General features: G+C 25.9%; 5 protein-coding genes. All 5 read right to left on the reverse strand.

Annotation, left to right across the window (positions count from 1 at the left end; translation table 11 throughout):
- Positions 1-136 precede the first annotated feature (136 nt).
- The gene (locus tag J7G74_RS00220) at positions 137-367 is read right to left on the reverse strand and encodes a hypothetical protein (protein ID WP_297130193.1); all 231 of its coding nucleotides are present in this window, start codon (positions 365-367) and stop codon (positions 137-139) included.
- 109 nt (positions 368-476) lie between these two features.
- On the reverse strand, positions 477-638 hold the full coding sequence (locus J7G74_RS00225) for a hypothetical protein (RefSeq protein ID WP_297130195.1): 162 nt from the start codon (positions 636-638) through the stop codon (positions 477-479).
- A 323-nt stretch (positions 639-961) separates the two neighbouring features.
- A complete protein-coding gene (locus J7G74_RS00230) occupies positions 962-1,579 on the reverse strand; it encodes a prepilin peptidase (protein WP_297130196.1) in 618 nt (205 codons plus the stop codon).
- Positions 1,580-1,627: 48 nt separating this feature from the next.
- Positions 1,628-3,118, reverse strand: a complete 1,491-nt coding sequence (locus J7G74_RS00235) for a hypothetical protein (protein ID WP_297130200.1) — start codon at positions 3,116-3,118, stop codon at positions 1,628-1,630.
- 103 nt (positions 3,119-3,221) lie between these two features.
- Positions 3,222-3,945 (reverse strand): hypothetical protein (locus J7G74_RS00240; protein WP_297130203.1); only part of this gene is annotated, 724 nt, incomplete at its 5' end.

The following is a 3,945-nucleotide window of genomic DNA, read 5'->3' on the forward strand; positions in this document are numbered from 1 at the left end:
CCATTTCTTTTTTCAAAAAAATCATCTATGTAATTTGATATTTTCAATAAATCCAAGTTATCACCTACAATCTAATTTTTTGATTTTATAAAAAAGAGTAGTCAAGTATAATATACTTTGACTACTCCTTTATAACCTAGAAAGTTACATTTGCTTGTATTAAGTCAACTATAGCTTTTGCTCCAAGACCTATTACTAGACCTGCACTTCCTCCTATATACCACTTTTTAGCTTTTTGTAATCCATCTGCTCCACCTGTAGCTTGAAGATATGCTCCTATAAGTATTGCTCCTATTGTTACGAAAGGTAACAGTTTTTGACCTTCTCCTACTAAGTTTGAAAAAAATGTAATTAAATTATCTACCATGTTCTTTATCTCCTTTTTATTTTGATTTATTTAAAAAGTATTTAAATACTTTTTATTGCATAAAAAAAGTACCCTAAAGGCACTAACTAATTTTTCTATTATTTGAATTTTACTTTACTAACTTAACAAGTTCCTTAACTTTTTCACTAAATTCTTTTTTATTATCATTTATAAATTTCCTATATGATTCATTTAAGAAATCATCATAATCCTTGTCTAATACTTCTAAATATAACATCACATCTTCTTTTAATGCTTTATCAATTGCCATTTCACAACTCCTTTATATTTATTAAGTTTGTTCCCGGGGAACATTTTTATTAACTTAATTTTTATTATAATCAATAAACTTTTTCAATTTATTATTTTTGTTCCCGGGGAACATTTTTATTAACTTAATCTACTGTTCTATGTATTGATCTAAGGATTCAATCATTTCTAAAGCTAATAACACTACTAAACCTAGTATTGCTATTAATGATGCTATAATAATCCCAAAATCACAAGTTATCATCTTTAGTCCTCCCTTTAAATCCCAATACTACTTAACCCTATTTAAAAATAGATTTTTTATATACCTTCAAAATTCTAATGTTACTTAATGAACAATATAATAAGAGATGAAATTGCTATATATGGTGCAAATGCTTGTCTACTTTGCATTTTAAAACCTTTCAAAATGAAATTAATTATTGCTGCTATACTAGATAAAATCATTGATATAAAGAAATTAAATAATATATATATACTTCCTCCAGTAGCAATGATTGGAGCAATAACTATAAACATTTCAGTATCTCCCCAATTCCATACTTTTAATTTAGAAAATAAAACTGAAATTATTACTGTCAAAAAAAGACCTTCTATACTATCCCTTATATCAACATTTATTGAAATTAAATACATTAAAAATAAAAATGAGCTAATTCCAAAAAATACATTTATTATTGTATAAATGTATCTTGTTTTAAAATCTATATAGGCAGTTATAATTAGGTAAACTATTGTAATATAATAAAATGCAAATACTATACTAAGCTTATACTTATAAAAAAACATGCTTATAAATATAAAATAAACTAATAATATAAACTTTTTATCTCCCTTTTGTAAATTTAAATTTACATCTAAATCATTTTCACTTATAAACCATATTACTTTTTTAAATATAAAACTTGCTAATATAGTAAATGCTATTATTAATAAAAACACAATATTTTTTACACCCTTTCATTTTTTGTCTAATAGTTTCTATATAATTTAATTAATAACCATTGTTTTAAGATTATCTAAAATTGTTCCACTTACATCTAAGTTAAGAGTTATTTCAGCATATTTGCCATCACTTCTTGTTGCTCTAACTTTAAATTTATAAGGTTCTCTCAATTTATTACCTTCTTTATCCAAGGTTTCATCTATATCTAAACTAAGTATCTCACTATGTTTTGTATTAAGATATGCTTTTTCTTCTATATTAAGAGTGATTACACTTTTACCAAATTGACTTTGAAGTTCACTTGGAATAAATATCTGAATTTTATTTGGATAATATCTAGTATTTATATCAAAAGTGATTTTTCCTCCTTTTTGAGAAACACTAGGAATGACACTACCACTAACTTGAACATCTTTTAAACCAACATTTCCTTCATAAGTAATGTTTACATCCCAATAATCAGAAGTGTATTTTTTCTTCTCAACTTGTTTAGATAAAGTTCCACTATAATTTGCTGTTCCAGTATAATCTCTTATATAGTTTGGTAAAGATACATTTCCACCATAAAGTGTTTTATACTTATAAAGATCAATTTTTTTTCTGTATTTCAAATATACTCCTTTTCTGTATTTATTATAGTTACCTTGGCTAGATTTCCACCAATAAGAACCATTAATATATGCAAGATTTGGTCTTATTTCTGAAATACCACTAAGTTCATCAGCACTATAGACTTTATCTTCGTCCCACTCACACTCTATTAATTCCCAGTTATCTTTATCCGGTTGATTACCATAGTAGTCAGTAGGTCGTCTTGGAGCATTAGAAAATTTATAAGAATTACTCCAATACTTATCTTTATTGCTTGACATATAACCTAATGTTTCATTGTTTTGAGAATAATTATATCTGTTACCATATGATTCAGAGTATTTATATGATTCAGATGTTTGAGTAGATGTATCTCTAACTTTATTTAAGGTAACATTTACATTCTGATTACTTTTAGAATCATAATAATTGTATGAATAACTATTCGGTGAACTACCAGTTATCCAACCAGTTTCAGTTTCAATCCATTCAGTTCTATTAGTAACCCAATTATCAGTCCAAGACACATTTGTTCTTGGAATATTACCTTTATATCCATCTTCATCAATATAATAAGTTGAACTAAAGTTATTATCATCTTTAGTACCATATGTATTTACTGAATTTTTATTAAAGTTTTTATATTCAGTTACATAATACTTATTCTCAATTTTTTGTTTAGGTGTTATGGTTACTTTTGTAGCTTTTAATGTTCCTTGATAGTCACTATCACTATAGTTGTACTCACTATCATAGTTAAAAGGAATTTCATCTTTACCTACTACATATTCTATCTTTTCCCTCCATTCATGATTGGGTAAATTAACTTGACCTTTATATATTTCTACTTTTTTACCTAAACTTGTATTAGGTATAGCAAATGAAATACTAGAACAAATTAATGTACTTATCAAACCTAAAGTTATAACTCTTTTAAATTTCATAAGCAACCTCCTTTCTTTCTTTCTTTATTTATACATAAAAATAAATGTATAAATAAAGGTCGATAAGTAAACTCTTATCGACCTTTATTCATATATTTATTATTTAATTTGGGTTAATAACTATATCCATCATTTCTATTCCTAGAATAGCAACTGTATAAACTCCATTATTGTAATATACTTGTGCTTTCCAGTATCTATAATTTCCTCTCTTTACTTTTGGTTCTATTTCGCTTTTATCCTTTACAGTAAAAACTTGTACTGATTTACTTGCAACTTCTGATAATTCAAGTTCGCCATTTTCTTCCCATTGATAACCTTCTAACATACTTGATACTTGACTTGTACTTTTGCTACCAGTTACTAAATCTTTTAATAATTGGTCAAAGTAAGATGTTTTAGTTCCAGTATATCTATTTCGTATGATAGAATTCACATAGTTAGTCATTTCAGCATTGTAACCATTTGCTATATTTGGTTTGTTGTCATTATTATTGTTGTTATTATCATTTGGTTTATTAGTGTTACTTGAGTTATTGTTTCCATTTGGTTTACTAGTGTTGCTTGAGTTATTGTTTCCATTTGGTTTATTAGTGTTGCTTGAGTTATTATTTCCATTTGGTTTATTAGTGTTGCTTGAGTTATTATTTCCATTTGGTTTACTAGTATTGCTTGAGTTATTGTTTCCATTTGGTTTACTAGTATTGCTTGAACTATTATTGCTATTTGGTTTACTAGTATTATTTGAGTTTTCCTTAGAATCATCAGTTGAATTGCTATTTGAATCTTCTTCTAAGTTTTCTAAATCAGCATTTTCTTCTAAATCA

Origin of the sequence: Terrisporobacter sp., from assembly GCF_017888745.1 — a bacterium.
Lineage (GTDB): Bacteria > Bacillota > Clostridia > Peptostreptococcales > Peptostreptococcaceae > Terrisporobacter.